The sequence below is a fragment of the Cryobacterium sp. GrIS_2_6 genome, assembly GCF_035984545.1.
In the GTDB taxonomy this organism is placed as follows: Bacteria; Actinomycetota; Actinomycetes; order Actinomycetales; family Microbacteriaceae; genus Cryobacterium.
In genome coordinates this window covers 529543-555258 of sequence record NZ_JAXCHP010000001.1, presented here as the reverse complement: position 1 = coordinate 555258, position 25716 = coordinate 529543, and the positions used below count along the sequence as shown (strand labels likewise).

At 62.6% G+C, this 25716-nt stretch carries 30 protein-coding genes and 1 pseudogene; 14 read left to right on the top strand and 17 right to left on the bottom strand.

Annotated elements, in window-relative coordinates; genetic code table 11:
* The first annotated feature begins 171 nt into the window (after positions 1–171).
* The gene (locus RCH22_RS21110) at positions 172–291 is read left to right on the top strand and encodes an acetylxylan esterase (protein ID WP_369125302.1); all 120 of its coding nucleotides are present in this window, start codon (positions 172–174) and stop codon (positions 289–291) included.
* Here the strand turns inward: RCH22_RS21110 and RCH22_RS02635 are convergent.
* A pseudogene (locus RCH22_RS02635) lies at positions 278–441 on the bottom strand (transposase); the annotation flags it as partial. The gene RCH22_RS21110 and the pseudogene RCH22_RS02635 overlap by 14 nt on opposite strands.
* 462 nt (positions 442–903) lie before the next feature.
* On the opposite strand from RCH22_RS02635, the gene RCH22_RS02630 reads away from it, so the two are divergent.
* On the top strand, positions 904–1278 hold the full coding sequence (locus RCH22_RS02630) for a hypothetical protein (protein ID WP_327012725.1): 375 nt from the start codon (positions 904–906) through the stop codon (positions 1276–1278).
* Between the two features lie 369 nt (positions 1279–1647).
* On the opposite strand, the gene RCH22_RS02625 is transcribed toward RCH22_RS02630, so the two are convergent.
* A complete protein-coding gene (locus tag RCH22_RS02625) occupies positions 1648–2901 on the bottom strand; it encodes a chloride channel protein (protein ID WP_327012724.1) in 1254 nt (417 codons plus the stop codon).
* Between the two features lie 220 nt (positions 2902–3121).
* Here RCH22_RS02625 and lgt point away from each other — a divergent pair, with 220 nt between their 5' ends.
* Entirely contained in the window at positions 3122–4087 is a 966-nt protein-coding gene (gene lgt / locus RCH22_RS02620; protein ID WP_327012723.1) for a prolipoprotein diacylglyceryl transferase, read from the top strand.
* A gap of 231 nt (positions 4088–4318) precedes the next feature.
* Here the strand turns inward: lgt and RCH22_RS02615 are convergent, their stop codons facing one another.
* Positions 4319–4618, bottom strand: a complete 300-nt coding sequence (locus tag RCH22_RS02615) for a cell wall-binding repeat-containing protein (protein WP_327012722.1) — start codon at positions 4616–4618, stop codon at positions 4319–4321.
* Complete coding sequence (locus RCH22_RS02610) at positions 4615–4917, bottom strand: cell wall-binding repeat-containing protein (protein ID WP_327015436.1); 303 nt, start codon at positions 4915–4917, stop codon at positions 4615–4617. The genes RCH22_RS02615 and RCH22_RS02610 overlap by 4 nt, the downstream gene beginning before the upstream one ends.
* Before the next feature lie 140 nt (positions 4918–5057).
* On the opposite strand from RCH22_RS02610, the gene RCH22_RS02605 reads away from it, so the two are divergent.
* On the top strand, positions 5058–5960 hold the full coding sequence (locus RCH22_RS02605) for an IS982 family transposase (protein ID WP_327012721.1): 903 nt from the start codon (positions 5058–5060) through the stop codon (positions 5958–5960).
* Between the two features lie 151 nt (positions 5961–6111).
* Positions 6112–7551, top strand: a complete 1440-nt coding sequence (locus tag RCH22_RS02600; RefSeq protein WP_322135178.1) for an IS1182 family transposase — start codon at positions 6112–6114, stop codon at positions 7549–7551.
* A 619-nt stretch (positions 7552–8170) separates the two neighbouring features.
* Here RCH22_RS02600 and RCH22_RS02595 read toward each other — a convergent pair.
* Positions 8171–8332, bottom strand: coding sequence for a hypothetical protein (locus RCH22_RS02595; protein WP_327012720.1), 162 nt, complete (start codon positions 8330–8332; stop codon positions 8171–8173).
* A gap of 103 nt (positions 8333–8435) precedes the next feature.
* Between RCH22_RS02595 and RCH22_RS02590 the strand changes: the two genes are divergently transcribed.
* The 3 genes from RCH22_RS02590 to RCH22_RS02580 all read left to right on the top strand — a co-directional run bounded on the left by RCH22_RS02590 (position 8436) and on the right by RCH22_RS02580 (position 10634).
* The gene (locus RCH22_RS02590; RefSeq protein ID WP_327012719.1) at positions 8436–8852 is read left to right on the top strand and encodes a DUF5684 domain-containing protein; all 417 of its coding nucleotides are present in this window, start codon (positions 8436–8438) and stop codon (positions 8850–8852) included.
* A 316-nt stretch (positions 8853–9168) separates the two neighbouring features.
* On the top strand, positions 9169–9720 hold the full coding sequence (locus RCH22_RS02585; protein WP_327012718.1) for a type IV toxin-antitoxin system AbiEi family antitoxin domain-containing protein: 552 nt from the start codon (positions 9169–9171) through the stop codon (positions 9718–9720).
* Positions 9717–10634: a nucleotidyl transferase AbiEii/AbiGii toxin family protein gene (locus tag RCH22_RS02580; protein WP_327012717.1), complete on the top strand. Its 918-nt coding sequence runs from the start codon at positions 9717–9719 to the stop codon at positions 10632–10634. The genes RCH22_RS02585 and RCH22_RS02580 overlap by 4 nt, the downstream gene beginning before the upstream one ends.
* Before the next feature lie 123 nt (positions 10635–10757).
* On the opposite strand, the gene RCH22_RS02575 is transcribed toward RCH22_RS02580, so the two are convergent.
* The 5 genes from RCH22_RS02575 to RCH22_RS02555 form a co-directional block, all read right to left on the bottom strand.
* Positions 10758–11999: an ABC transporter permease gene (locus RCH22_RS02575; RefSeq protein ID WP_327012716.1), complete on the bottom strand. Its 1242-nt coding sequence runs from the start codon at positions 11997–11999 to the stop codon at positions 10758–10760.
* A gap of 2 nt (positions 12000–12001) precedes the next feature.
* A complete protein-coding gene (locus RCH22_RS02570; RefSeq protein ID WP_327015435.1) occupies positions 12002–12877 on the bottom strand; it encodes an ATP-binding cassette domain-containing protein in 876 nt (291 codons plus the stop codon).
* Positions 12878–13238: 361 nt separating this feature from the next.
* Positions 13239–14072 carry an IS21-like element helper ATPase IstB gene (gene istB / locus RCH22_RS02565; RefSeq protein ID WP_327012715.1) on the bottom strand — a complete coding sequence of 278 codons (834 nt, stop codon included), beginning with the start codon at positions 14070–14072 and terminating at the stop codon, positions 13239–13241.
* The gene (locus tag RCH22_RS02560; RefSeq protein ID WP_327012714.1) at positions 14069–15394 is read right to left on the bottom strand and encodes an IS21 family transposase; all 1326 of its coding nucleotides are present in this window, start codon (positions 15392–15394) and stop codon (positions 14069–14071) included. Before RCH22_RS02560 ends, istB (RCH22_RS02565) begins: the two co-directional genes overlap by 4 nt.
* A gap of 446 nt (positions 15395–15840) precedes the next feature.
* Complete coding sequence (locus RCH22_RS02555; RefSeq protein ID WP_327012713.1) at positions 15841–16140, bottom strand: hypothetical protein; 300 nt, start codon at positions 16138–16140, stop codon at positions 15841–15843.
* Positions 16141–16306: 166 nt separating this feature from the next.
* Here RCH22_RS02555 and istA point away from each other — a divergent pair, with 166 nt between their 5' ends.
* Together istA and istB (RCH22_RS02545) are read left to right on the top strand one after the other, a co-directional pair.
* Positions 16307–17983, top strand: coding sequence for an IS21 family transposase (gene istA / locus RCH22_RS02550; RefSeq protein WP_327012712.1), 1677 nt, complete (start codon positions 16307–16309; stop codon positions 17981–17983).
* Positions 17984–17988: 5 nt separating this feature from the next.
* A complete protein-coding gene (istB, locus tag RCH22_RS02545) occupies positions 17989–18804 on the top strand; it encodes an IS21-like element helper ATPase IstB (protein WP_327015434.1) in 816 nt (271 codons plus the stop codon).
* 34 nt (positions 18805–18838) lie between these two features.
* On the opposite strand, the gene RCH22_RS02540 is transcribed toward istB (RCH22_RS02545), so the two are convergent.
* The 4 genes from RCH22_RS02540 to RCH22_RS02525 form a co-directional block, all read right to left on the bottom strand.
* Positions 18839–19147 (bottom strand): hypothetical protein, encoded by a 309-nt coding sequence (locus tag RCH22_RS02540; protein ID WP_327012711.1) that lies wholly within the window; start codon positions 19145–19147, stop codon positions 18839–18841.
* Between the two features lie 408 nt (positions 19148–19555).
* Positions 19556–20002 carry a hypothetical protein gene (locus RCH22_RS02535; RefSeq protein ID WP_327012710.1) on the bottom strand — a complete coding sequence of 149 codons (447 nt, stop codon included), beginning with the start codon at positions 20000–20002 and terminating at the stop codon, positions 19556–19558.
* A gap of 41 nt (positions 20003–20043) precedes the next feature.
* Positions 20044–20895, bottom strand: coding sequence for a hypothetical protein (locus tag RCH22_RS02530; protein WP_327012709.1), 852 nt, complete (start codon positions 20893–20895; stop codon positions 20044–20046).
* Between the two features lie 8 nt (positions 20896–20903).
* The gene (locus tag RCH22_RS02525) at positions 20904–21488 is read right to left on the bottom strand and encodes a hypothetical protein (RefSeq protein WP_327012708.1); all 585 of its coding nucleotides are present in this window, start codon (positions 21486–21488) and stop codon (positions 20904–20906) included.
* A gap of 157 nt (positions 21489–21645) precedes the next feature.
* Here RCH22_RS02525 and RCH22_RS02520 point away from each other — a divergent pair, with 157 nt between their 5' ends.
* Positions 21646–22206: a cysteine hydrolase family protein gene (locus tag RCH22_RS02520; protein WP_327012707.1), complete on the top strand. Its 561-nt coding sequence runs from the start codon at positions 21646–21648 to the stop codon at positions 22204–22206.
* Between the two features lie 180 nt (positions 22207–22386).
* Here RCH22_RS02520 and RCH22_RS02515 read toward each other — a convergent pair whose 3' ends face one another.
* Entirely contained in the window at positions 22387–22545 is a 159-nt protein-coding gene (locus RCH22_RS02515; RefSeq protein ID WP_327012706.1) for a hypothetical protein, read from the bottom strand.
* Between the two features lie 253 nt (positions 22546–22798).
* Between RCH22_RS02515 and RCH22_RS02510 the strand changes: the two genes are divergently transcribed.
* A complete protein-coding gene (locus tag RCH22_RS02510) occupies positions 22799–23041 on the top strand; it encodes a hypothetical protein (protein WP_327012705.1) in 243 nt (80 codons plus the stop codon).
* 99 nt (positions 23042–23140) lie between these two features.
* Here the strand turns inward: RCH22_RS02510 and RCH22_RS02505 are convergent, their stop codons facing one another.
* Together RCH22_RS02505 and RCH22_RS02500 are read right to left on the bottom strand one after the other, a co-directional pair.
* On the bottom strand, positions 23141–23311 hold the full coding sequence (locus RCH22_RS02505; RefSeq protein ID WP_327012704.1) for a hypothetical protein: 171 nt from the start codon (positions 23309–23311) through the stop codon (positions 23141–23143).
* Between the two features lie 548 nt (positions 23312–23859).
* Positions 23860–24297, bottom strand: coding sequence for a low affinity iron permease family protein (locus RCH22_RS02500; protein ID WP_327012703.1), 438 nt, complete (start codon positions 24295–24297; stop codon positions 23860–23862).
* A 106-nt stretch (positions 24298–24403) separates the two neighbouring features.
* On the opposite strand from RCH22_RS02500, the gene RCH22_RS02495 reads away from it, so the two are divergent.
* Together RCH22_RS02495 and RCH22_RS21105 are read left to right on the top strand one after the other, a co-directional pair.
* Positions 24404–24826, top strand: a complete 423-nt coding sequence (locus tag RCH22_RS02495) for a hypothetical protein (protein ID WP_327012702.1) — start codon at positions 24404–24406, stop codon at positions 24824–24826.
* Positions 24750–25664, top strand: a complete 915-nt coding sequence (locus tag RCH22_RS21105; RefSeq protein ID WP_369125293.1) for an MIP/aquaporin family protein — start codon at positions 24750–24752, stop codon at positions 25662–25664. The genes RCH22_RS02495 and RCH22_RS21105 overlap by 77 nt, the downstream gene beginning before the upstream one ends.
* The last annotated feature ends 52 nt before the right edge of the window (positions 25665–25716 follow it).

The following is a 25716-nucleotide window of genomic DNA, read 5'->3' as shown; positions in this document are numbered from 1 at the left end:
GGGATTCTTAGGCGTGTCGGTCCTGCCGTCAAGGTGCAAAGTCCGTCGGGGATTGCGCTCGCATAGGGTCCGTAGTACCGGCGGCATCCGCCCTACCGTTCACGAGCTCGAAGCTGGGCTCGTGCACTGCACGCCTGAAAGGTCCTTTCCCATGCCCGCTACAACCGCAGCCTGCCGGAACCCCGCGAGTACCGCTCGCTCGTTGCCGAACCAGACGACTTCGACGAGTTCTGGGAGGACACCCTCGCCGACGCCCGCCGGTTTCCCGATGAGCCGCGCCGAGGGCCTTGACCAGGTCGTCGACTTTCCGGGTCGAGACGCCGTGGAGGCAAGCCTCCATAACGACGACGAACAGGGCCTGTCCATCCGGCGGCGGCGCTCGAGGAGCGCGGGGAAGAATGAACCCTGGCGCCGCTTGGGGATCTTCAGGTGCAGGTCCCCGGCCGTCGTCGTCAAGACGCGCGGGCGGGTACCGTTTGGGCAGTGGACGTTCGTTCAAGCCAGCCGCCCCGGAGAGTTAAACGGCCACGCCTGGCTCGAATGGCAAGCGACAGACGGTACCGTGGAGTTTTCCATCGACCTAACCCTGCATCAGTTCGCCGGGCACCGCGACCCGTTCATTGGCGACGGGCGGACCCCCGCGGCTAATGAATTCACGGATGTGAACTATCGGGGGTCTATTTGGGAGTGGCCTTACCTTGGGACCGAGAGCCAGATTTTTCGTCGACTCATCCGCGAGGTGCGCGAACTAGTGGCATAACTCTTAGCGCCGGACCGGACCGCTCGCGCGCTTACCGTTGCCAGATGGGTGAAAACCGATTCTTGACCTGTGCGTTCTCCGAAAGAACACGGACCCGAGTACGTGGTCGCCAATGCTTTCCGGGATAGACATATGGTTATCGCATGACAAAGGCGGAGGACGCTTGGAATTCAGGCCCCGACGAGCCCGCTCAGTATGATCCGGAAGCGGCACTTCACCGCCAGAACCGGCAAGCTGGCCGAATCGTTCGGTCATCCGTTCTTCTCGTCAGTGGTGCGATCATTTACTCCGCGGCGATGCCCGCAGGCCTCGCCGCGTGGGGCCTGGCCGCCGCCTTAACCTCAACGCTGGCGAGCATCACCCTAGCCATACAGAACCTCGATCTGAAGACGGTAGCCAGACCGAACATCGCAGGCCTACCAACCGCGACCTGGATAAGCATCACAAGCGCCAGCTTGACCGTGACCGCCGTGATTACGGAAATCGTCACCATCGCGCTGCTGTACTTCGCCCGCTAGGAGCGTTGGTCAGTCGCCATCGAGCTCACGACAACCACGCGAAACACTGGTGGCCCGCTGCACCGTCGAACGCGTGATGCGCCGGGAGGGCTTGCGCGGGTGTGACGTTCGAAAGGCCCGGATACGACGATTCCTGGGCCCCTGGCAGAGCGAAAGGGGGATCTCGTGAAGCGGCACTTCACCACGGCCCCACCGGACTGCCTGTAATGACGGACGCCTTCTATATCCGCACGTTCTCCGGCTGGATCTACAAGGACGTCGTCGTCTCGGCGTTGTATTGACCCTAGCCGTGGTCCGCGCACTCGTTAGCGACGCAGCCCCGAAATCTCCACGGCAGAATGGGCCACGTGGGCAACATGCGAACTGCGATTAGTCGATGCCGAGGAATCGTCGGCGGCCGAGGAGGTATTCGACGACCACGGCACCCGCGACAGCCAGTGTCATGGGGATCAGCAGTGCGGGCCCCTCCCCTGTGAATTCAAGGACGAGGATCAGGGCAGTCAGGGGTGCGCGCATTGCAGCGGCAAGAAATGCTGCTGCTCCGACAAGGGCGAAGGCCGCTGCCGGGGTACCTGGCCACAGCGCGTCCCAGAGGCCGCCCGTCACGACGCCGAACGCGGCGCCAATCGCGAGCGAGGGCGTCAGAGTACCTCCGGCAGCCCCGCTCCCGATCGTGCCGATCGTGGCTGCCACTTTGGCGACGAGGAGCACCGCCACGAGTCCAATCGGCAGCATCGCGTCGAACGCGGTCTGGCCGAGCGACCGCCCATTGCCGAGAATCTCTGGAAGCAGGAGGGACAACAGCCCGATGGCGGCGAAGACGAGTGGCATGACGATAAGAATCCTCCAGCCCTCCGGACGCCGTTTCTCTTCCCTGCCGGCCAGGCGCACGAAACCGACTGCACCGAATCCGATCACGGGCCCGGCGATGAGGGACCAGACCATGAGCGACGGGGTCTGAGCGAACTGCGGAACGGAATACAACGGGGTCGTGGGCACGACGATTTGCGCGACCAGTGTCGCGATCGCGGACGTCGCCAGGGCCGGCAGGACGGTGGCCAGACTGACCTCTGCAAGCAGAATCTCGACAGTGAAGAGCGCTCCCCCGAGCGGGACGTTGTAGACGGCGGCGAGCCCCGCACCGGCACCGCATGCCACGAGAACACGACGTTCGCGGGCATTCACCCGCGCCTTCTCACTGAGCCAGCCCGCACACAGTGCGCCCAACTCGCGGGGGGCCATCTCCCGGCCGATCGACGCGCCCAACCCGACGATCACGATCTGCAAGGCCGAGTTCGCCAGGGTCGCGAGCACCGGCATCCGCTCCCCGGCAACGCTGCGATCCACGGGGACGATGGGCCTCCCCCATCGGCGAAGGGCCCACCAGCCAACCGCACCGATCACACCCGCGGAGCATAAGGCGATCACGCGCGTCTGCGGTGAAGAGTGCGCCAGCCCGTCGAGGTAAGTGCCTTCCGAATACCCGTAGGCGAAGTGCTGGATCATTCGAAGGAGCACACTCACCGCGAGCCCGCCGAGACCTGCCCCGACACCGACGAGCGCCGTGACCACGACGATTCGGGCGACCCACGACGGAGTAACCGAATTCAAGACGGACCTCACGTTTCGATCGTAGCGTTCGGGAATCGCCCTGCTGGGTGCACCCCTCCTCCATTGGTCGCCCCCTTTATGAGAACCCTCCCAGCATCCGCTTTCGTGAGCTGCACTGGTGCGGTGAATCCAGCGGACCCGCATAAGCTTTTGGCGGTTCGAGACATCGGACTTCCCCGGAACCCTTGGGAGACCTTCGTCCGCCAGCTGCGCAGATGCGCACGATCGAAAGGTGAACGCGGTGGTTCACACCAGCATTCCGAGCCCATCTATCAGCTATTTCGATCTGGGACCTCTCCGTGTTCATTTCTATGCGCTCTGCATCTTGACCGGCATCATTATCGCCGTCTGGTTGTCCTCGGCGCGGTTGACCGCTCGTGGCGGCAAGCCGGGCATGGTGATGGATATCGCCATGTGGACGGTTCCGATTGGAATCGTGGGCGGTCGCCTGTACCACGTCGTCACTCATCCGACCGATTATTTCTTCCCCGGCGCGGACCTGTGGAAGGTGCTGTTCGTCTGGGAGGGCGGACTCGCGATCTTCGGTTCGATCCTGTTCGGCAGCATCGGGGCCTATATCGGGTGCCGTCGGGCCGGGATCCGGTTCTTCTCCTTCGCCGATGCTCTCGCCCCCGGCCTGCTTCTCGCGCAGGAATTCGGCCGCTTCGGGAACTACTTCAACCACGAGCTCTACGGCGGCCCGACGACCCTCCCCTGGGGCCTCGAGATCGAATCAACGAACGCGGCGTTCCCCGCTGGGCTGCCGGCCGGGACGCTGTTCCAGCCGCTCTTCCTCTACGAGATGATCTGGAACACGATCGGTGTCGTGCTGATCATCGTCGTGCTCGAGCGCCGGTTCAACCTGCGCTGGGGCAAGGCCCTCGGCTTCTATCTGCTCTGGTACGGCGCCGGACGGGCGTTCCTCGAGTCGCTCCGCCTGGACCCGACCGAGTATTTCCTGTTCGGCCTCAAGATCAACGTGGACATCGCGCTCCTCGCCGCCCTCGCCGGGATCGTGCTTATCATCGTCCAGACCCGACGCCACCCCGGCCCGGAAACATCCATCTACCGGACTTCAGAGAAACCCCCGATCGAAGAGCCGACTGCGAGGGATCCTTCGTCCGGCTCACACACGGATGTAGGCCCAGTCCTCGAACTGCCGAACGGTCAGCTGGGCGACAGACGCAGGGACGACTGACGGCCCGAACTCGTTCAGGTGCCCGTGGAGCTCCCACCGATCAGGCTTTCATCTGACCGGACTTTCCTGTCCCTCACTTGGAGATTCATTCCCTGATCACTATGAGGTGTCATTCCTTGCAGTCGTGACCAAATCATGACTCTGGAAGCTCCTCGGTAAAAACCTCGGGGAACGAAACAGCGAGCCATTCACGCCTCCCGAGAACGGTCGCGGACTGCGGTCGAGGCGAGATCAGGGACAAGCGACGAGATTGGCCACGTTTTCGCTCAGCACCGTCATCCCGCCGAACAAAACCAGCGACGTGGCGCCGAGGCCTGACATTTCGGCGGGCACCCTCTTGTCGAGACAACTTGTCGTGCTCAGGTACAGCGGCGCGTTCTTCCAGCCGGCCAGGGCCGCGCCGGCCATCGCGTCGAGGAAGTTGGTCCCGACCGCGAGGTAGACCGCTGGGCTCGTCGCAAAGGCGTCAAGGTTGATCGCGACGGCCGTGGCGTAGCGGTCGGCGCCGGAGTTGCGTTTGACAGTCGTCACCCCTGGCACGACCTTGAGCGCATTCTCGATGCCGTACTGACAACATCCACTCCGCCGGCGATCCGGGCCGTCGTGACCTTGAGGGCGGTCAGCGGGCTCGTGGTCGCAGCGTCGACGGTGGCGTCCGACTCGGGAACCAAGATGGTCGGGCCGCTGAAGTGGGCCGCTGACGGTCCGGCAGCGAGCGCGTCCGGGAAATTGACCCCGGTCGCGATGTAGGCCGAGGCAGCGCCGGCCCCGAAGGCGTCCAGGGCGATCGCCCGCGACGTCGCATAGCGGTCAGGGCCTGCGACCCTCATCACGGTCGATGTCGGCCTCGCGGCCTGCACCTAGATGAGTGAGTCCTAATCGATTGGCTTGGATGGCGCCCGGTTAGTCGAATCTGACTTCCCCCGCGTGGACGCTGTTAATCGAAGGTGGAGGGTGTTAAAACCTGTTTGTGAAGACAGATCTAAACACCCTCCTGACCACACTGTACGTCCATCTAGACGATCGGATCATCCCCGCGCTGGGGTTCTCCAGACAAGGCCGGCCCGGGCGACCACCGGCCCTGACCGACATCGAGCTGCTCTGCCTCGTCGTCGCCCAACACCTGCTCGGCATCGCATCGGACCGCAAATGGATCCGCTACGCGAGTAAGCATCTGAAAGGCATGTTCCCGAACCTGCCCCAACAATCCGGGTGGGGCAAACGCGTCCGCCAAGCCACCGGTCTGCTCTCTGCTGTGATCACCGAACTCGCCCGGGATACCCCGTCCTGGGACGAGATCACCCGGCTGATTGACTCCACCCCGGTGCCCTGCGGCAAGTCCCGCGAGACCGTGAAACGCTCCGACTTGGCCGGACACGCCGGCTACGGATACTGCGCTTCCCACTCCCGCTACTTCTGGGGATTCCGCCTCTACCTCATCTGCACCCCAGGCGGAATGCCCGTCATCTGGGGCCTGGCCAACCCGAAGATCGGCGAACGCGAAGCCGCTCAGGCGATGCTCCGCCACGACCGCCACCTGATCCAATTGGGCCAAATCATCATCGGCGACAAAGGCTTCGCCGGGCGCGAGTTCGAAGGATTCATCACCGACGAACTCGGCGCACACCTAATCCGCCCCGACCGCAAAGACGAGAAGAAACGCTTCGGGAAACTCGGCGGCATCCGCCAATGGGTCGAGTCCGTCTTCGACACCCTCAAAGGCCAACTCACCCTCGAAGAACACGGCGGACGCACCATCCCCGGCGTCTACTCCCGCGTCGCAGGCCGACTACTCGCCCTCGCAGCCGGAATCTGGCACAACTGGCTCCTCGGAACCCCCAACAAACGATCCCTCATCGCCTACGACCATTAGGACTCACTCATCTAGGAGCGTGGGTCAGTAACGGCGAAGTTTAAAACGCCGACGGATTTCCTGGGCTGGGGTTGTTGGTCTGGGAAAATTGCTTATGAGCGATTTTGATGGTTTGTTTCCCGCGACAGAACTCGAACATGTTGACCTGGTCATGGACGACGGAGTCGAGGCTGGCGCCGGCGTGAACAAGCGGTTCCGGGCGTTCGAGCCGGCGGCCGTGATGTTGGTTCCACCGTCTTTGGATGAGTGGCTGCCGCAGAACCACCTCTCTCGTTTCATCGCCGACATCGTCGAAACTCAAATTGACCTGAAGAAGTTCTACGCGTCCTACGCGAAGTCGAAGGGCCAGCCGCCTTATGACCCTCGGCTGATGGTCCGCGTGCTGCTTTACGGGTATTGCGTCGGGGTTCGCTCGTCACGGGAGTTGGAGCGGGTCTGTGTGGACGTGGTCGCTTTTCGTTGGTTGGCCGCGCAGCAGGCACCGGATTTTCGCTCGATCGCCCGGTTCCGGAAACGGCACCTCGCGAGCCTGGGGAACGTGTTTTTGCAGGCGTTGGAACTGTGTCGTGCGGCTGGGATGGTGTCGCTGGGGCAGGTCGCGTTGGACGGCACCAAGGTCCGGGCGAACGCGTCCAGGCGCAAAGCGATGAGTTACGCCCGGTTGACGGAGAAGCAGAAAGTCCTCGCCGATGAAGTCTCCGCCCTCCTGGCGGACGCCGATGCGATCGATGAGGCCGAGGATGCCCGGTTCGGGAAAGACAAACGCGGTGATGAGTTGCCGCCGGAGCTCGCGAGGCGGGAATCACGCCTCGTGAAACTGGCCGAGGCGCGCGCCGCTTTGGAGGCGGACGCGGCCGCCCGGGCGCGGAAAGAGGCCGAGAAGAAAGCCCGGGATAAGGGCGATGACGACGATGCTGTCACGGCGAAGGGTGAGGATGCGGCCGAGAACGCGGTCGTGAATCCGAAGGCTCAACGCAACTTCACCGACCCGGACGCGCGGATCATGAAGACCGCTGACGGGTCCTTCCATTACGCCTACAACGCGCAGGCCATCGTGGATGCGGATCATCAGATCATCGTCGCGACGACGCTGACGAATATTGGCGTGGATGTTGAACAGGTCGTGCCCCTGGTCGAGAAACTCCACACCACGACGGGCGTTCTGCCCCGGCAGGTCCTCGCCGATGCCGGGTATTGTTCAGCCGCGAACCTGGACTACGCCAAGACCATTGAGACGGCCAGCGACGGCGGGACCGAGTTCTTCATCGCGACCGGCCGGGTCAAGCATGGCGAACGTGTTCCCGAGGTTCCTCGGGGCCGGATCCCCGCCGATGCGACGCTCCGGGAACGCATGGCCCGGAAGTTGAAGACGAAGAAAGGCCGCGCCGTTTACGCCAGGCGCAAAGCGATCGTGGAGCCCGTGTTCGGTCAAATCCACACGAGGCAAGGAAAATTCCTGCTGCTGCGCGGGTTGGAGCAAGCAGCCCACGAGTGGGACCTGATCGCCGCCTGCCACAACCTAATGAAACTCCACACCCTGCAAACCAAAGCCCGCCTCGCCACGCAAAGCACTCCCCACCCGGCAACCTAAAGACCAGGCAAGACCGCCCTGACGGGCGACAGCGATCCTGCCCTGCGTCGTCAACACGGCCGTGGCCCTATTTTCGATCGGCACGCGAACGGATACAGAGCCCCAGCCCACGACGATCGCGTCGGCAACGCCCCAACCCAACCCGACGACATCGGAGGCATTCATTGGCATCAAAGCCGAATAGGCGTTACTGACTCACGCTCCTAGGCGAGCACGGCATCCGAGACTACGGCGGCACCCCTACGTGTCAGGGCGAGCTTCACTCTCAGAGCGTTTCGCACTCGAGTATTGAGTCTTCAGTAGGGATTTCCGATGGTCCTGAATGCTGGCAGTGAGTCCATGCCGACAGCGGCGCTCGAGCTGTCGTTCGTGGTGACGCCCGAGCATCACCTGATCGTCCCATTCAGTGTTCGCCCACGATTCGGTTCAGTCATCGGCCTTGGACTCGGCCCGCGAATTGAAGCAATCGAGGCGAAGATCCAAGGTCTTCGCGGGGGCGTCGCGTTGAATAGGCGCCCACCCTGGACGGATTTTCGAACGGCAACTGCGCATGTTAATCGTGCTCATCCTCCGACTCGGACATCGTCGCGAGATATACGAATCCCGATAAGTGAACTCTCTATGGGCGAATGTCGGTCTTCCGGACTGCACCCAGCAGAGCTTTCATATCGGCGGCAGTCTTTTCGGTGGCCGTTGCGATACGAAGCAATGCACCGATAACGCTGATGCTCGCAAATAGGACGAGCAGCAATACTGCGACGAGAAGCCAGGTGAGATCCATGGTGCCAATCTAACGGCTAGGCGCTCATCGACCAGGGAACCGCATAAGGGCACATCGTGCGTCCCTGGGCTAGGGTGGCGAATGTAATCGGGGGAGGGACTTCATGTTCGATGTGCACGTGGTCGGTGAATTGACAGGCACCCAGAATGCCGGCAGCTACACCACCGCATACCTTCTCGTCTGTGTGGGCTCCTACCTGATTACGGTGATCGCTCTCTGGCCAGTTTTCGCAAAGGCAGGCGTTGCCGGATGGAGCGCGCTGATTCCGATCGTGAACACTTACGTTTTGGTCAAGATCGCTGGCCATCATGGGGCACTGACTATCTTGTACCTCATCTCAATCGTGAACATCATCGTGGGCATCGTCGTGGCGCTCGGCTGTGGTCGTGCGTTCGGCAAGGGTGGAGCGTTCAGTTTCTTCCTGCTCTGGCTGTTCTCCCCCCTCGGCTATCTCATAGTCGGCTACGGTCCTTCCAAGTTCGTCGGGGACCTCGGCAGACAGACGATGCAGGCGGCTTAGTCTGTGGGCGGGCCGCAGTGGGAACGATGAGCGTGATGAAACGGGTCTGAGTCGGGTTCACGGTCCTGGGAAGCGTCGGGCTTCTCGCCGCGATTGTGCTCACGGTGATCGAAGGCGTGAAGTACCGCGTCCGAGAAGAGCAGGGACTTGATGGGGCCGCGTCATCAAAGAGGAGGTATCCGTCCGATTCGTCTCATTTTCGGTACGGACAGGGGCGGAATCACCGCAACGGTGTTTCCCAGCCGTGTCAGCCAGAATGCTTTCGCCAAAACTATCCCGAAAATGGGATAGTTTTGACATTTCATGGAAGGGTGACGTGAGCGTTCAGGACCGGCTGTGGGACATCGCCATCGAGCAGTACGGCTACGTCACCACGCGTGATGCAAAAACCATCGGGGCTGGCGCGATCGACTTGACCAAGTTGGCCCATCGCGGGCAGCTCTCTCGAGCAGCGCACGGCGTGTATCGATTTGATCAGCTCCCGGTCACGGCTCGTGATGAGTTCATGCTCGCGGTTCTCTGGACGGGGTCCCCTCGGGCCGCGTTGAGTCACGACACAGCTCTCGCGGTCTATGATCTGTGCGACATCAATCCGAACAAGATTCACCTGGTTGTCCCCAAAGAAAATCGGATACGGCGCTCAGGCGGGGAACACTACGTTCTGCATCATGGCGACCTTGCCGCGGAGCAGATCGGCTGGTGGGAGGGCATCCGTACGGTCACCGTTCCCACGGCTATTGACCAAGGAATTCAGAGCGGCGTTCCCAGCGGACTCCTGGAACAAGCCATCAGCAACGCCCGAGCCGTCGGGCTTGTCACCGACGAACAGCACTCCGGGCTCGTCCGGACATTGGAGGAGCGAGCATGACCGGGAATCCATTGAATGATCTCCCAGACAAGGACAGGCGGCCCACAAGCGCCGCGATGCTCAACCGGTGGGTTCAGGATGCCCAGAAACTTGCCGGCGGCACCGGCTCGAGGATTGGGTGGATTCTCGCGTCCACGGTCGTGGTCGCCGCACTCCAACGAGTGCTGGGCCCCGATGGTGATCCGCTGTTCCTGCTCAAGGGAGGCGTGTATCTGGAACACAAACTTGGACTGGCCAGCCGTGCAACAAAAGACGTAGACACCCTCTTCCGCGGGGAACTCGACGAATTTCTCCACGCCCTCGATGGCGCGTTGGCCGCGCCGTGGGGCGACATGACCCTCACCCGCTCCGACGTGTCGGTCATCGAGACCACCTCGCGCCGCGTCAAACCTCGGCGATTCCATATTGTCCTCAGTCTCAAAGGCGTAACGTGGCGCCGCATCCAAGTCGAAGTGGCCTTCCCCGAGGGCGCCATCGCGGACGCCACTGATCGCTTTCCTGCTCCACGGCTGGGGTACTTTGGTGTCCACCCGGCGGCAGAGCTGGCCGGAATCACTCTTGCGTACCAAGTGGCACAGAAGTTGCACGCCTGCTCTGACCCGCATCAACCCCCTACATTCAGCAACAACCGGGTACGCGACATCGTGGATCTACTCCTAATCCAAGACACGTTTTACTCGCAGCCAACAGACCTGAAGCCGCTCAGAGCGGCGGCCGAGGACGTCTTTACCGCCAGAGCCGCCGAAGCCACGGTCCTTGGACTTCCTCCACGAATGTGGCCGCCTCTTATCGTGAGCAATCCGCTCTGGGAGGACGAGTACGAACGCCCAGCCACGGAGGTAGGAATCAGCTACTCACTAGACGACGCCATCCGCCAGGTGAATCAGTGGGTAGAGCAAATCAGGACGAGCTAACCTCTCGCCAACAGCGGGAGAAAAGTCATCTCGGGACTCGATCCGGTCCGCTTCTCCTGGCATAGAGAAAGAGCGAGCATTCGTGGAGCGCGACGGTTCGCAATCGTCTCTTGGCCGAAGCTGCTATTCCATCGTCGCCGCCAACGCGCGACGTCGCGTCAGCACGTCCTTGATTGAGACCTTTCGCGAGTACTCGATGGACCCATACCTGAACAATTGCACCGCGACGCGGAGCACGATCGCGGAGAGGATGAAGAGCTCGGCGATGATGATGATCGCTGACCAGAGCGGGAGCGTTCCAAACGCGTTGCGCAAAAGCGCTGTGACGGGGGCGGAGTAGGGGAAGTAGCTGAAGATCTGGACGATGGTCGCGTTCGGGTCGCTGATCACGAGGGACACCGTGTAGAACGGGATGAAGATCAAGACCATCAGCGCCCCAAAGATGGGTCCCGCATCTTTCACGGTGGGCATGACAGCGCCGAGGGCGACCAGTGTGCCGGTGAACAGTGAAAAACCGCCGAGGAGAATCAGCGCCCCGACGATCATCTGTTGCGGGGCGAAAACAAGCCCCGACAGGTCGAGGTTGGGGATGTTGAGCTGGTCCCGGAGGAACAGGTAACCCAAGACAGTGGGCAGGGCGAAGACGAGCATTTGGACGAGCCCGACCATGAACAACGACACCACCTTGCCCAGGAGCAGACTGGTGGGGTTGATGGTGGTCAGGATCATCTCGGTCACCCGGTTCTCCTTCTCCTCCAAGGTGGAGTTGAGCATCTGGTTGCCAAGTAACAGGATCGCGACGTAGAACAGGACCAGGAACAGCAGCGCTGGGATAACAGAGTTGAAGCCGCCAGCGACGTTGCCATCCTTGAACGTGGTCATGTCCGTGTTGATGTTGCCCTGGATAATCGCGGTGGCCTGTGGAGAATGGAGCTTCTGTTCAACGCTGGACTTCAGGATAGATTCGGCGACCGAGGAGTACTTGCCGTTGGCAAAGAGCCCCTGATCGGCGCCGTATACCTTGATGGCCTGTTTAGACGGGTCAGCCGGGTAGACGAAAAACGCGTCCACTTGCCCCGACTTGACCGCAGACACACCGGCATTGGTACCCGATGCTTCGGCTCCCCCGAGTTGGCTGATGATGCTCGAGTCGATGAGACCGGAGTCGTCGGTGTACTGGAAGGAGAGGTGGGCGTTCTTCTGTTCGTCCGCGGACTTACTGGTTGAACTGTTCGAAACGAAAACGAGCAGGAACACGACGACCAGCATCACGGGGACGAACAGGGTCGCCACCCAGAATCGGCGTTTGGTGACCGTGCGTAAGAACTCAAAACGGATGACAGTGCCAAGGTTGTGCCGAGCCATGCTCACACCTCCGTTTCGGTCTCGTCGCCATACACTTCGACGAAGATATCGTCGAGCGATTTCCTGGTCGGCGTGAACCGGCGCACATCGATGCCAGTATCCACAAGGGCGCGGAGGATATCGGCGAAGTCCGCGTCGTTCGATACCTCAAGTTCCGCGTGACCCTGGTTATCCGACGCAATCCGGTAGCGAGTGGAAGCCGGAATGACACCGGTGTGATCGACGTGGATGACCGTGCCGCCGAATTGTTCCTGGACCTCTTCAACGGTGCCGTAAGCCCGCGCGGCGCCGTCCTTGAGCAGGATGACCCGGTCACAGAGGCGTTCCACTTCCTCCATTTGATGGGTGACCATGAGCACGGTCGCACCGGCCTTTATGCTGTCATCGATGACATCCATGACCAGGCGCCGGTTGATCGGGTCGAAACCTTTCGTTGGCTCGTCCAGTATCAGCAACTCCGGATCATTCATGATCGTCACGCCGAGCTGGATTTTCTGCTGCTGACCACCGGATAGCTTGTCGAGGCGCACCTTCTCCTTGTCCGACAAACCGACTCGCTCAAGGTAGCCCAAGGACCATTGCCTTGCCGTGACGCGGCTCAAACCTTTGAGCACCCCGAAATAAGTCATGACATCGATCACGGACTCCTTCTTATACAGCCCGCGCTCTTCTGGAAGATACCCAAGCCGGACACCATTCTCCGGGCGGAACGGACGCCCATCAATAAGTAGCGTGCCGGAAGTCGGCTGGTAAATACCCAGCAACGCACGAATCGTCGTCGTCTTTCCCGACCCGTTACTACCCAGGAACCCAAAAGTCTCGCCCCGTCGAATATCGAACGAGAGATCACGGATAACCGTGGTCTTGCCAAAATCCATTCGGAAACGGTCGATGGACACGAGCGCGTCAGCTGGTGAAGAGGTCACCGAACCAACGCTAGCGGCCAACCGCGACACCGGCTAGAGACATGGCCGCGAATAACGGGCACTACCGACGCACACCAACACTGGTTTCACTCCGCGGGCATGCCAGGCAGCCGTCCTCCAGCGTGGCCGGCGGCCGACGTCACGGCCTGCCCGCAAGCGGAACGGCTACCGGACGATCCCGCGTAGTCAGGGGCGCAGTCGCAGTTCCAGCTAATCAGACCGCACGGACGTATGTGGACACTACGTGCGATAACGGCGCTCAGCGAATTTCCCCAGTCTTGCTCATCGAAGCTCCCCAGGTCGCGGGGTTAGATTAGCGGAAGTTCGTGCCCGTTGTCACGCGGCGGAGCTCGTTGGATTGGGCGGCGTGGTTGCGGAGCCGGTAGGAGCCGCCGTCGAGGGTGACGACGACGGATCGGTGCAGGAGCCGGTCGAGCATCGCGGCGGCGACGGTGGTGTCGCCGAGGATCTCGCCCCAGGCCCCGACGGGCCGGTTCGTGGTGATCACGATCGATGTTTTCAGGTAGCGCTGGTTGATGACTTGAAACAGTGCCGACGCGGCCTCGGCGGGCAGCGGAAGGTAGCCGAGCTCGTCGATCACGAGCAGCGTTGGGCCGGCGAAGAACCGCATCATCGTGCCCCACTTGCCCTCGATCGCGGCGCGGTGGCAGCGGGCCGCGAGGTCAGCGGCCGAGGTGAAGTAGGTGCGGTAACCGGCCCGGACTGCGGCGTGGCCGAGGCCGGTCGCGATGTGGGTTTTCCCGACTCCGGGCGGCCCGATCAGGAGCACGTTGGTCGCGGACTCGAGGTAGCGGCAGGTGCCGAGCTCGGCGAGCAGGTTGCGGTCGATGCCGGAGGCGGCGTCGAGGTCGAAGTCGTCCAGGGTCGCGCCGGTGGGGAGGTTCGCGAAGCGGAACCGGCCCGAGAGGCGTCGGGCATCAGTCGCGGTGACCTCGATAGCGAGCAGGCGCTCGAGGGCGTGGGTGAGGCTCCAGACCTCGGCTTGGGCCTGGTCCAGGACACGGGGCAGAGCATCGGCCGCGTCGGCGAGTTTGAGCTCGGTGAGGTGGCCGCGCAGCTGCTGATAGACGCTCGCCGCAGGTGCCGTCGTGGCGGTCATCTCGGTGGTGGTGAGGGTTGTGTTCATCGGAGGGTGTTCCTGTTCTTCGCGGCCGTCTCGTAGGCGGCCAGGCTGATCACGGTGGTGGGTTCGGCGCTGCCGGTCAGCGCCAGTGCGGCGCGGCGTGCTGCGGTGCCGGGTGGGATGCGTTCCTTCTTCCGGTGCGGCCGGCCGGGAGGCGCTGCGGCCATCGCGATGTTCTCAAGCGCGGTGACGTGTCCGCTGTCGCGGATCGTGATCCCGAGGCCGGCCTCCGCGAGCGTGTGTCGGGCGAGGACGACGCCGGAGACCGTGGCGATGTCGATGGTTGCCGCGCCGAGGCGTTGGTGGACGACGACGCGGGCCGCGGCCAGTTCCGGCGGGACCGAGTATCGGTTCCCGCGCCAATCGATTAGTGCCTGCCGTGTCGCGGTGCGTTCCTCGGTCACCACGACCGGGAACAGCGTCGGCGGCAACGGTTGGAGGCGCTCCGCGGCGAACATGACCTTGGCCGTCGTCGACCCGTCCCGGCCCTCGCGGCGCCGCCCGTCTTGCCTTATGGCGAACGCGGTGAGGCGTTGCTGTGCTTGCTCGAGGGTGACGTCGTCGGGGAGGTTGCGCCACCAGCGCTGCGCGGCGGTGTGGTTGTTCTTCTCGACCACGCCCTTGCGGTTGCCCGACCGGGGCCGGCAGGCCACGACTGTGACCGCGTGGTGCTTGGAGAACGCGGCGAACATCGGCGTCAGATCACTCGTCCCGGCCTTCAGCACGGTGCTCATCCGGTCGAACCGCCACGTTTTCGTCACCCCGCCCAGCAGCCCCAGCAGCACCGTCATCGCCGCGAGCAGGTGGGGCAGGTCCATCGATGGGGAGATCACCGCCCGCCAGACCCCCGAGTGCGCGAGGGACCCGACGAGGACGTAAGCGCGTTTGGTCGGGAACGCCCAGGCGGCTGGGGCGTCGGGCAGCTCAACCCAGTCGAACTGGGTCTCCTCGCCCGGCGGGTGCTCGATGATCGCGTTGGGCCGCTTCGTCACGTGAGCGCAGGCCGTGCAGGCCGGCCGGAGGTTCCGGTCTCGGATCTGCCGGGTCAGGGTCTGATACGACCCTTCGAAGCCCAGCGGAACGAGCTCGTCACGCAGCGTCGCCGCCCACAAATGCGGGTCCTCGGTCAGGCGGGCGGTGACGTAGGCGATGAACGCGTCGAACGGGTCCGGGGCGGCGCGTTGACGCACTCCCGGGGTGCGTTGGCCGGCCAGGTAGGCGCGGATGGTCTTGCGGTCGTGGTCGGTGCGGCGGGCGATCTCACTGATCGTCATTCCCTGCCGTTTGAGCGCGTGGATGTCCACGTCGTCCTCCTCTGAAAGCATAGGAGTAGGGCCTTTCTCGGGCTGGTGTGTGGTCGAAGACCATCAGCATCGAGGAAGGCCCGCTTCTATGAGCGGAAGCGACCCGGAGTGGGGAATTTCAGTGAGAAGAACTAGGGAATTTCAGTGAGCGCCGTCAGCGAGGCGGAATATGGGCCGTCACCGTCCCTTTCGAGCTGCGGCGTGTCGAAGTCGATCCAATAGACGAACTTGCTTTCCCGAGCCGCTGCCGGTGTGAGACCGTGCGCTCGTTCAGACGACTGGACGGTCCCGGAGCAGGGCTCGCTGAATGGGCCCCGAAGATCGGATCACTCAGTATCCGCACTCGCGTGCCTGTCCGTAGAGCACGCGCAAATGTTTGACGAATCCCCATGACAGGGATTTTAGCGTCGCTCCTCAAACTCGGATTCCCCGTCCGCAAGGCGAACCTCAATCGATTCCGCCGGTCGTCAGCGGAAACGCTCTTCGTCGAACTGCTGAGTGCCGCCCTCCATAGTCCATGACGCGGCAAACGGCATCAGGGTCTCAATGGTGGCGACACGAACACCCTCGGCGGCCGGAAGAAGCACCCTGATGCCGGGGTAGTAATCGAAAAGGACCTGCCGGTCACGACCGCACGGTCCGACAACACCGCGCCCGTGATTGCCAACAGCGACGATTGTCGTGATTTCTCGCCCGCCCTGTGCACGCGCCGCGCCAAGTGCAACCAGCTCGGCGCACGGACCGCCGGTGAAGTGGAACAGATTCACCCCAGCGAACATGCGGCCGTCTGACTATGGCAGTGTTATTCGGACCCACCAGGGCAATCTAAGCGGGACCCACTTCGGCTGTTTCGGGGTGTCTGGGGAAATCTAAGCCGGACCCACCTCCACCGTCGTTGCAACGTGTTTTCGTTGCTCAAGGTGGAGGTTTCGGATGGAGTTTCGGGTGGAGTTGTTCGCGCGGATCAGACGTGATGCGCGCGTGGAGGGCCTCTCGATCAGGGAGCTGGCCCGAAGACACGGAGTCGGGCGGCCGACGGTGCGGCAGGCCCTGGCGCAGGCGGAACCGCCGGCCCGGAAACCGAGGGTGCGAACCGCACCTCGGTTGGACGTATTCAAACCGGCGATCGACGAGATGCTCCGCCAGGACCTCGACGGACCCAAGAAGCAGCGGCACACGGCGAGACGGATCTTCGCCCGCCTTGCGGAAGAGCACGACGCGACCGAGCTGTCGTATTCGACGGTCCGTGACTATGTTCGCCGTCGTCGGCCGGAGATAGATGTCGAGGCGGGCCGGTTGCCCGAGGTGTTCGTCCCGCAGGAGCACGCGCCTGGCGCGGAAGCAGAGGTCGATTTCGGCGAGGTCTGGGTGGTGCTCGCTGGGGTGAAAACGAAATGCCACATGTTCGCCTTCCGCCTCTCGCACTCGGGGAAGGCGATCCACCGGATCTATCCGACGCAAGCGCAGGAAGCGTTCCTCGAGGGCCACATCGACGCGTTCGAGGACATCGGCGGGATCCCGACCCGGCACATCCGCTACGACAATCTCACCGACGCCGTCGTGAAGGTCATCTACGGCACCGGCCGGCAGCGCACCGAGAACCAACGGTGGGTCCTGTTCCGCTCACACTATGGATTCGATGCGTTTTACTGCCACCCCGGGATCGAGGGCGCTCATGAGAAGGGCGGCATCGAGGGTGACGTCGGCCGGTTCCGCCGCACCCACCTCTCACCCATGCCCGTCGTGGACACCCTCGCCGAACTGAATCAGAAGGTCCGTCAGTGGGATCTCGACGACGAGAACCGCAGGATCGGCGACCGCATCCGCACAGTGGCTCAGGACTTCGCTCTTGAGCGGGAGCTGCTGGCACCGATCACGGCGGAGCGGTTCGAGCCGGGCCTGTCGTTGACGCCTCGGGTGAGCCGGTCGAGTCTGGTCCGGGTGCGAATGGCGTCGTATTCTGTCCCGGCCCGGTTCATCGGCCGCACTGTGAGGGTGTCGCTCCGCGCATCGGAAGTAGTCATCTTTGATGGCCGAACCGTGATTGCCAGGCATCCTCGGGTGGTCGCACTGCACGGGCAGAGCGTGAATCTCGACCATTACCTCGAGGTCCTCCAGCGCAAGCCCGGCGCTTTCCCCGGTTCGACCGCTCTCGCTCACGCCAGGGCGACCGGTCACTTCACCTCAGCTCATGAAGCGTTCTGGGCCGCGGCACGGAAGACCGATGGTGATGCTGGTGGCACCCGAGCCCTGATCGACGTTCTGCTGCTGCACCGTTCGATGGCTGCTCAGGCCGTTGTCGCCGGCATGACCGCCGCACTGACGGTCGGCGCCGTCACCGCCGATGTCGTCGCGGTCGAGGCCCGACGCCACGAAGCCTTGGGTGGGTCCGGGTTGGACCGTCACCTCGCCGATCAAGCTCGTGGTCCGGAGCGGCGAGTGGTCAGTCTTACTCAGCGCCGTCTCGCGGACCCGGCCGCCGTTATTGCCGGCCTTCCGGCCGACACCAGGCCCTTGCCATCCGTTGCCGCTTACGACCAGCTGCTCCGCATGTCCGATCGAACGACACCCGACACAGAGCCCAGCGTCAAGAAGGGAACAGGTTCATGACCACTATGACAACCATCACCACCATCCTGCGGAGAAGGCGAGGCCTCACCGAGGAAGCCGCGAATGCAGCCATCGATCAGGCCTGTCGGCGGCTTCGCCTTCCGACAATTCGTGCGGTCGTCGAGGAAGCCACGACCACTGCGCAGAAAGAGCAGCTCTCCTATCAAGGGTTCCTGGCGGAGCTGCTGTTGGCGGAGTGCGACGACCGCGACCGGCGCTCCTCCGTTCGCCGCGTCAAGGCGGCGGGGTTCCCTCGGGATAAGTGGCTTGGGGACTTCGACTTTGACGCCAACTCGAACATCAATCCGGCCACGATCAACACCCTTGCTACCGGCGACTGGGTTCGACGAGGCCAGCCGCTCTGTCTCATCGGTGACTCGGGCACCGGCAAGTCGCACTTACTCATCGCCCTCGGCACCGCGGCGGCAGAGAAAGGGTTCCGGGTCAAATACACGCTCGCAACCCGGCTCGTGAACGAACTCGTCGAAGCCGCCGACGAGAAGAACCTCGCCCGGACCATCGCCCGTTACGGAAGGGTCGACCTGCTCATGATCGACGAACTGGGCTACATGGAACTCGACCGAAGAGGCGCGGAACTCCTCTTTCAAGTCCTGACCGAGAGGGAGGAGAACAATTCAATCGCGATCGCATCAAACGAGTCGTTCTCCGGTTGGACGAAGACCTTCACGGACCCGCGGCTCTGCGCGGCGATCGTCGACCGACTGACGTTCAACGGCACCATCATCGAAACCGGCACCGACTCCTACCGGCTCGCCCACACGCAGAAACAACGAGCCGCGACAGCAACGATCAGCGGCTGATAGTGGCATCCCTGGCGCGGGAACGAGCCCAGGGTCAGGCGTGGTTCTGGATCGCCTCGACGAGCTGCGCGACAGAGGGAACGCCAGCGAAACCGGTGTCAATGCGATAGACCCGGCACGCCAGATCGGAGGTTCGTCCATCCGACGGGAACGCATCCACACCATCGAGAAGGAACGTCGGCGAGCCTGCAAACGGGACCGCCGCGGCCTGGACGCTATCTGTCAGCAGGCGATACGTCACCTCGACATCGACTCGACCCAACTCGGTCAGCGCCGCCTCCACCCGCGTCCCCGCCTCCATCCAATTCGGACACTCATCAATATGAAGAATCTCTACGCGCATACACCAGTATCACTCGTGGTGATCAGACTCCGGGTCCCGCTTAGATTGCCCAGGTGGGTCCCAGTTGGGTTGACATAGCCAGCCGTCGGCGTCTCGAACTGCCGCGCCCATGGTGTGTGCACCATCTTCATCGGGCCCGGCGTCCGTGTTCGCGTCGATGACCTCTCTTGCGAGTTCAACGAGCTCAAGGTCTTCGGCCGTCGGCACTGCGAGTTCAGCGGTTGGGAGCATGAGCGTAATCCTACGGATCGAACCGAACGCAAGTCTTGGCTGGCATGTCCGTAAGCGGAACCCCTTGCGGGACCGTTCCACGGTGGTGTGATCGGTCTATCTCAGAACGGCAGACGTTTCTGCACCCCGGAGTTGGATCTGAAGTGGCATCCCTTTTCAGACCGCGAATCAAACGAACTACCGCAGCGATTTCAGCTGCGTGTAATACTTCGTTGTTTCACCCTCAGTCCAGACTTCGATGACATACGTGAGGTAGGGCTTCGTCTTGTCCCATTGCATAAAGTGAGAGGGCAGTCCCGACGCGGTTTCTGCTCGAGGATCGTCTCTGGGCTGTGTCCAGCCGTTCGCTGCCAGTGCGTGCGAGTAGAAGGCGATGACCTCGCGTTGCGTGTGGGTTGTCGTCCCGGATATACCGGTGATGGCCACGTCGCCGCCATCGAGGCCGAATTGAACCCGCCCTGGGACATTGTTGGTGCGGACATCGGTGCTGCCGGGGTAGGTCAATGCGGCTTCGGGTTGTTTGGCCAGGCTGTCGATGGATTGTCCGGGCACGCAGCCAGTCAGCAAGAGCAAACACATGCTGGCTGCGGTCACCACGCTCAGGAACCGAGTCGTTCTTCGCATCGTTCTCCTTGCTTGCCGCGTCGCGTTGGTCAATTGGGATACTAGGGCACGGTCGGGTCGGGCGTGTTGCTGTCCGAGTTCGAGGGCGCGTTGTCTGGTTGCATCGTCATGTAGCGCCACTGGCCTCCGGTGTAGATGAGGCGGAGGTGGGCTGTGACTTCACCGGGAACACCGTTCTTGACGTAGTCGAAGGTGATCGGGGTGAGCGCGAAGTCCGCCCCGGCACTAGTTGTGACGTAAGTCGTGGCGCCTGTGGGAGTCAAACCTGTGACGCTGCCGCCGCCGGTAGCGCCGATGGTGGCGACGAACTGTTCCCGGGTGAGCCCGTTTCGCAGGCTCGGGTCTCCCAGATCGTAGAGCGCACCCAGGTCTGTTGCCTTGAGCGCTGTGATGACCGCGGTCAGGGTGGGGCCGGCGTTGTGCGGGGCGGGCGCAGCTTTCAGGGTGAAGTGCTTGCCGTTGATCCAGACTTCCACGTTCGCGGTGCGCTCGGTCGGGTCGTCATGACCGATGACTTTGATCGTTGCCGTGCCCGATGCCCCGCTCGGAACGGGTTGGGCGATGTCGCTGGTCAGCACAGCCGAGGCATACTGGGTGCCGGCACCATCGAAGCGGAACTGCTCGTCATGGGCGCTGTGTGGGTCCAGGGTCGCCGGCTTCGCGGGGACGACGAGTCCCACGCCCGGTGCGCTGAAGTAGAACTGGCCCACTCCAGCAGCCGTGGAGTCCAGATCGATGCGCAGGTATGCGCCGCTGGCTTGGTCACGGAAGCCGACGCTGGGATCGCTGAAGTTCACGGCCGCTTCCGCGTGGCCGGGAAGGTTGGCGACGACCAGTGCTGCCAGGCCGATGGCGGCGAGGCCGGCCAAGCCGAAACGAGTGCGTTTTCTCATGATGGTCCTCACGGTTTGCAGTTGTAGGGGGTGCCGTTGGCACGGCCGTTGAGGAGAAGCACCAACTCGTCTTCCGCACTGATCGAAGCATTGGTCTGGCAGTCATTGACAAGGGTCTGGCCCAAGGCAAATCTGACGTTCAGGTGCTGCTCGGGGGCATCGAACATGGCCTGACCCAAGGCGATGGATTCACTGGGCGGATACAAGGGATCCCAGGTGTAGCGGTGCAGTTGAACGAATTCCCAGTTCTGTGCGCCGCGAGGTCCATTGAGGAATTTCTGGCCACCCTCTATTGACGTGTCGGTTGGTTCGTCTGTGCCGCGGAGAACGACATCGTCGCCCAGTGAGGTGTTGTCGCCGTAATTGAAGCAACCGTAGAGACCAAATACCGGGCATATAGGAGCGACGATTCGAAGGTCACCGTAAGTGTTGAAGAAGGGAATGGGAGGTAAATGAGACGAGTGAGAATTGACCCAGTGAAACCATGCGCTGCCGTCCTGCAATTCCTGGCTGGCCGGACGGTTCAGTGGCAGGTGAATTGCGATCCCGGCCTGCTGGCCCGTTGTGCGCGCGACGAACCCTCCCCAAGTCAAGATCCGTTCGCGGGTCCAGGCGAGCGTGTTCGTGCAGCCGAGTGAGCAAAACGGCAGACCGATGCCGGCGCGTCGACCTGGTTCTTGACGGTCAGTTCCTGCCCGTGACGATGAGAGTCATGTGGGAAGATGGCACAAAAAACGAAGCGGAGAAGGTGTGAGCACTGGAATTGTGGTCATTGACATCCAGAACGACTACTTCCCCGGAGGCGCATATCCCCTCACCGGGAGTGAGTCCGCCGCGGTCATCGCCCGGGGCGTCCTCGACACGGCCCGTGCGATCGGAACCCCCGTCCTGCACTTTCAGCACCTCGCCACCGAACCGGATGCGACGTTCTTCGTCCCCGGGACCGCGGGCGCTGAGATCTACCCGCTTGTAGCGCCGGTGGCGACCGAACGCCACTTGACCAAAGGCTCCCCGAACGCCTTCATCGGCACCGGCCTCGAGCAGCTGATTAGGGACGAGGGCATCGAACACCTCGTCATCCTGGGCATGATGAGCAGCATGTGTATCGACGCGACCGCCCGGGCCGCGCTCGACCTCGGCCTCGTTGTTACGGTCGTGCACGACGCGTGCGCCGCACCCGACTTGGAGTTCCAGGGCACCGAGGTTCTGGGGGTATCCGTCCAGGCCGCCTTCATGGCCGCGCTCCGCGATGCGGGTGCCGAGGTGCTCGCCGCCGCCGACCTCAACCTCGCTCCGCTCTCGGCTCACTAACGGCATCCTGCCCGGCAGGGTCGACAACGCGACACTACTCAGAAGCAAGGCCACCGCACGCGAGGTGCATCCAGCAGGCGGATCTTGCGAGCGCATGTCTTGAACAAGGTGAGCCATTCGCCGTACCGATCGCTTCACCGACGTCGGCGCCGTCGCCTCGGTTGGGTCCAAAGGCGATCGTTACGACAAGGTGATGGCCGAAGCCTTCAACTCGCTCTTCAAGGTCGAGCTGATCCGCAACCGCGACCCTGGCGCGGCATCGACGACCTCGAGTTCGCCATTGCCGCCGCCGTCGCCGTCGCCGAGTACAGCGTCTGGTTCAGCCAGCGGCGCCTCCACGGCGAGATCGGTATGATCCCCATATTGAAGCCGAATGAGCTTCCCTTTTCCCCAATCCGCCACACCCACCGTGCCAGAGGCGCACGAAGAGCCCCCCACCCGTGACACCCCAAGCCATTGAACTGAATGGGGGCGGGCCGTCCACGAGGCCACTTCAACCCAATGCGAAGAACGACCTCCGGCGTCGGCCCCCTCGAGCTCCGGCCGTTGTAACGGACAGCGCGGCCCCGTGCAGAGTGACAGACTCGTGGCTATGAATATTGAGCAGTGGTGGACCAAGTTGTCGCCGGAGACGCAGGAGTGGCTGACGGCCAACAACGGCGATTCCATCTCCATACCCCCGAACCTGGTCACTGAGATCAGAGCGGCGGGCGGGGCAGTCATTGCGGATCCCTGGTGGATCTATCACATCGGCCCGACGGGTTTCTCGCTCTCGGATGCCGCGACGGACTGGATCGAGGCCGTCGCGAACGGCGAGGACCCCGACGCTCGCTGACGCCGCTGACGCCGCCTGCGGCCCACCCGACTGGCATGGTCCTGGCGGGGGCACGGCCTAGCGGGACTTTCTCCACGCCAATGCTGGGCCCTGTCGGATCTATTCCCCGGCGTCAACACGGCTCGCGATGAGGCGAAGCGCCTCCCACGTGCGCGTGCTCTCGGCCGCGACCATCTTCATGAACACGTCTATTGGCAGGCCGTAGTCAACCAGCAGCCACTTGGCGCGCATTTCTTCTGCCAAGGCGTCGATCTCTTCAGTGAGCGTCATGTCCATCTCCTCTTTCAGGGTTCAAGCGGATTGCCGCCGCACTGCGCCCATTATAAAGACGCCGCTTGGTTGGCAGCGCGTGTTGAAGACGTGTTCCTCTCGAACACCTTGTGTTTTTCCGGATCGCCTGAAATGGTTCGACCGCACGGTGGACACCGTTCTGGTACGTGACAACGTGAAGATCGCCAAGCCCGAAATCAGGTTTGGTCCCGCCGTGGCAAAGTAGGCGACCGTGTTCCTCTGAACTGTTTCGAGTACCCGTCTCCCGTGTCCTGGTCAGCGGAGCGGTGAGGGAAAGTACACCCTCACTGCGGCACCTTGGACGACGATCGTTGCTGAGATGAGCGAGTCGGTGCTACCCGATCCAACTTTCGGGGTAGTGAAATGGTGCCAGCGTGTCCGTAGCCAGCAGGGTGTCTGCTCAGAAGGGACCGGCGCAGACGCGCCGCTGGCAAGGCCTATGAACGCACGATGATAAATGATCGCTCACGATGTTCCCGGATCAAGCTGCGGTGTCTGGGCCCGTGCCGTCGGCTCTCGGACGATTCTTAGGGCTGTGGCGTGGCATTGTGGACGGCTTGTTCGCGGTGGGTGAGGTTGCGGTCGGCGAGATCATCGAGCTCCTTGTCTGGTGCTGCTTCCACGGCTATGAGGCGATTGTCGGCTGTGGGTAGGGCGCGTAATAGCTCGTCTAGTTTTCGTTGTGTCGCGGCCTGTTGTCGAGCTTGAGTGTGCTGGATGACGAAAACCATGACGAGGGTGATAGTGGCGGTCACGGTCGTGAGGGCCGTCTCCCACCAGGCAGGAAAGCCTAGGAGAAGGCCCGAAAACAACCACAGCAGAGTGATGAACGCGGCAGTGAGACCGAAAGAAGCATGTGCAGTGATATCGCCAACTCGATGGAGGAACCGGCTACTCCAGTGGCGTTCACGTCCGCCGGGCACTTGTCTGGGCGAGGTGGATCGGGGAGGCTCTTGACCGGACATGCGATCCACACTAGCTTCGGAGCCAGCTCGCGTTGACGTCCGGTGGCGCCGAGCAGCTTTAAGACCAAGAAGATGACGTCCGGCCGCGAGGAAGGGAAAAGAAATCATGATGAGCACGAGTGTGAAACAGGTCCCTGGCAAAAAGGCGCCGAAAGCCGGGGTGCTCAGGTGGCGGGTCGATGTGGCGGGACACGATTATGCGGCGGCGAGATCGTATCTGTCGCTGAACGCGAAGCCCAAGGCGATTGACGCGCTTGTGAAGCAGTTGCGGGGGACGCGGGTCGTCCATTTCAAGGCCAAGGACCTGTTGCGGGGTTGTGGGTTGCCGCTCTTGCCGCGCAGCAACCCGGATGTTGCCAAGGAATTGGACCGCATAGCCGCAGGCGTCCAGCTGTCGCCGTGTTTGATCATTCGAGGTCAGATCGGCAAGGGTCGCGTCGCTCAGATCGCCGATGGTTATCACCGGATCTGCGCGGCGAATTACGTGGACGAGGACGCCGAGGTCCCCGTGCAGATCATCAGCGCTTAGGCGTGCCTTGATCATTTCTGCGGGCCGTGACGTGGGGCATTTGGGGCTGTCGCCACGGGACCGCGGCTGGGTCCATGAATTCAATAACCGGAATCGAGAATGGACTCGACTTGGCGCTGAAATGTTCGGGACGTACTTTTTGGTTCTGGTCGCGGCTGGAGCAGGAACAGTCGATTCCCTCACCCACGGCGACGTCGGCCGCGGCGCCAGTGTCACGGCGCCAGGGTTAATGGTCGCGGCCATCATATTGTTCATGGGCGCCGTATCCGGTGCTCACCTCAACCCGCTGGTCAGTGTTGCCTTCGCCTTGCGAGGTGACTTTCCTTGGCGCCGAGTGCCGGGATATGTCCTCGCCCAGTTGGCCGGCGCGATCCTGGCATCACTAACCCTGATAGCCGTGTTTGGCCCACACGGAGGTAACGGCGAGACAGTCCCCGGCCCTGCCTTCACGGACTCCCAAGCGCTCGTCGTCGAGGCCTTGCTGACTATGGGACTGGTGAGCACAATTTTGGGCTCCGCATCCGGGGCGCAGAACATTGGATCCTTCTCCGCGATAGCGGTGGGCGCGTACATAATCCTGGCGGGGCTCTGGGCGAGCCCAGTCAGCGGGGCTTCGATGAATCCCGCTCGGACTGTCGGCCCAGACCTAGTCCGTGGCGACTTCACCCACACCTGGGTATACCTCCTCGGACCCTCAATCGGAATGCTCCTGGCCGTGGGTTCAGCGTATTTACTACGCGGCCCAGGTGGCGGATCCACGGGGACGAAAGCCGCCCAAGGAACACCCAACTTCGAGCAACCCAGCCAACGACACCCCGACCCCGATAACCGATTGTGAACGCTCCGCCAAAAACTCAGCACGACAACACACCAGGTTGTGGGTAAGGAGC

Coding starts and splice junctions, on each gene's coding strand:
- istB (WP_327015434.1), top strand. CDS start 17,989: ATGACAACCATCACCACCATCCTGCGGAGAAGGCGAGGCCTCACCGAG.
- RCH22_RS02510 (WP_327012705.1), top strand. CDS start 22,799: ATGAATATTGAGCAGTGGTGGACCAAGTTGTCGCCGGAGACGCAGGAG.
- RCH22_RS02590 (WP_327012719.1), top strand. CDS start 8,436: ATGTTCGATGTGCACGTGGTCGGTGAATTGACAGGCACCCAGAATGCC.
- RCH22_RS02535 (WP_327012710.1), bottom strand. CDS start 20,002: ATGCGAAGAACGACTCGGTTCCTGAGCGTGGTGACCGCAGCCAGCATG.
- RCH22_RS02600 (WP_322135178.1), top strand. CDS start 6,112: ATGGACGACGGAGTCGAGGCTGGCGCCGGCGTGAACAAGCGGTTCCGG.
- RCH22_RS02595 (WP_327012720.1), bottom strand. CDS start 8,332: ATGGATCTCACCTGGCTTCTCGTCGCAGTATTGCTGCTCGTCCTATTT.
- RCH22_RS02630 (WP_327012725.1), top strand. CDS start 904: ATGACAAAGGCGGAGGACGCTTGGAATTCAGGCCCCGACGAGCCCGCT.
- istA (WP_327012712.1), top strand. CDS start 16,307: ATGGAGTTTCGGGTGGAGTTGTTCGCGCGGATCAGACGTGATGCGCGC.
- RCH22_RS21105 (WP_369125293.1), top strand. CDS start 24,750: ATGGTTATCACCGGATCTGCGCGGCGAATTACGTGGACGAGGACGCCG.
- RCH22_RS02610 (WP_327015436.1), bottom strand. CDS start 4,917: ATGAGGGTCGCAGGCCCTGACCGCTATGCGACGTCGCGGGCGATCGCC.
- istB (WP_327012715.1), bottom strand. CDS start 14,072: ATGAACACAACCCTCACCACCACCGAGATGACCGCCACGACGGCACCT.
- RCH22_RS02500 (WP_327012703.1), bottom strand. CDS start 24,297: ATGTCCGGTCAAGAGCCTCCCCGATCCACCTCGCCCAGACAAGTGCCC.
- RCH22_RS02575 (WP_327012716.1), bottom strand. CDS start 11,999: ATGGCTCGGCACAACCTTGGCACTGTCATCCGTTTTGAGTTCTTACGC.
- RCH22_RS02505 (WP_327012704.1), bottom strand. CDS start 23,311: ATGACGCTCACTGAAGAGATCGACGCCTTGGCAGAAGAAATGCGCGCC.
- RCH22_RS02495 (WP_327012702.1), top strand. CDS start 24,404: ATGATGAGCACGAGTGTGAAACAGGTCCCTGGCAAAAAGGCGCCGAAA.
- RCH22_RS02530 (WP_327012709.1), bottom strand. CDS start 20,895: ATGAGAAAACGCACTCGTTTCGGCTTGGCCGGCCTCGCCGCCATCGGC.
- RCH22_RS02580 (WP_327012717.1), top strand. CDS start 9,717: ATGACCGGGAATCCATTGAATGATCTCCCAGACAAGGACAGGCGGCCC.
- RCH22_RS02540 (WP_327012711.1), bottom strand. CDS start 19,147: ATGCGCGTAGAGATTCTTCATATTGATGAGTGTCCGAATTGGATGGAG.
- RCH22_RS02570 (WP_327015435.1), bottom strand. CDS start 12,877: ATGGATTTTGGCAAGACCACGGTTATCCGTGATCTCTCGTTCGATATT.
- RCH22_RS02560 (WP_327012714.1), bottom strand. CDS start 15,394: ATGCTTTCAGAGGAGGACGACGTGGACATCCACGCGCTCAAACGGCAG.